At 55.4% G+C, this 1,215-nt stretch carries 1 protein-coding gene; it reads right to left on the bottom strand.

What is annotated here, in order from left to right:
- Nucleotides 1–60: 60 nt before the first annotated feature.
- Entirely contained in the window at nt 61–1,011 is a 951-nt protein-coding gene (locus ACK59Z_RS25795; RefSeq protein ID WP_108190267.1) for a transposase, read from the bottom strand.
- Between the last annotated feature and the right edge of the window lie 204 nt (nt 1,012–1,215).

Below are 1,215 nucleotides of genomic sequence, written 5' to 3'. Positions count from 1 at the left end.
ACCACGGTGTTGGCTTCGCGGGCAAGCCCGCTTCCACGCGGCTCACGCTGCGCTCTGGATTTAAGTTGTACTTTCAGGCTGCGGTAGCACTAGATCGAGCCAAGATGTACCCGTTCTGAGCATGGCATTTAACCGCACGATGAACGTTCTCATGCAGGCCACGATGGCGACTTTGGGAAGTTTTCCGCGCTCCCGCAGTGACTGATAACGAGCCTTGAGTGCTGGGTTGTATCTCATCGCCACAAGGCATGCCATGTACAGCGATCGCCTGACCGCAAATCGTCCGCCAGAGATAGAGCGCTTGCCCATGAATTTCCCGCTGTCGTGGTTGAAGGGCGCCACTCCGACCAGGGAGGCAATTTCTCTGGATTCAACCCGACCCAGCTCCGGCAGCAGCGCTACTAGCTTGCCCGCTGTCACCATCCCAATGCCTTTCACTTTAATCAGTTGGGTAACCCGTTCGTCGTTCAGCATCGCGGTTTGCTGTTCGATCTCACGCTCAACCAGTTTGATCTGCGCTTTGAAGTGTTTCAGGTTGGCATTCAGGTAGTTAGCAACTGCAGTCGATTGCACCTGCTTCAGGCGCCGCAGGTCGTCATCTCGCTGTTGAACCAACCGATCACGTTGCTGAAGCAACTCTCGCAGAAGCGCTCGTTCGGGGCTGATTCGCAGGGAGGGTTGATCTGGAATGACTTCGGCATAGTGCGCCAGAACCTCGGCGTCGATGGCGTCAGTCTTGGCCTTGATGCCTAAAGAGTCAGCGAATGACCTGGCTCGCCTGGGATTAACACGTATGACCTTGTAGCCAGCGTCCTGTAGAAAACGCATGACATCTCGCTCGTAGCCACCCGTCGCCTCTAACAGGACGCGCTCGATACTGAGCTTGCGAAGGCTCTCCAGTAGCGCCTCAAAGCCTGTGGGATCATTGCTTAAATGCATTTTGATGCCCTGTGGCCGCACCGCAGCATCAAGGGAGAGACTGGAAACATCGATACCCAAGAAGGAAGCCATCACCAAAACCTCCTAAACTCAACACAGTGAGAGGACTTTGGCTTGGCCCACGCTTGTGATTCGAGATCAGAGCCGCATCCAACTGTTCGGGCTCTCGCCAAAGTGGAACGGTGAATGGCAGCTTGTGCTCCCACACGTGCTCAAGGCACCTACGGCATTCAGCTTGCCATTCACCGCTCTCACTCCAGATTCTAATCCCCCATC

This window comes from Pseudomonas sp. KCJK9058, assembly GCF_046230975.1.
GTDB lineage: Bacteria > Pseudomonadota > Gammaproteobacteria > Pseudomonadales > Pseudomonadaceae > Aquipseudomonas > Aquipseudomonas alloputida.
The sequence above is the reverse complement of the archived record's forward strand: the minus strand, read 5'-3'. Positions and strand labels throughout refer to the sequence as shown.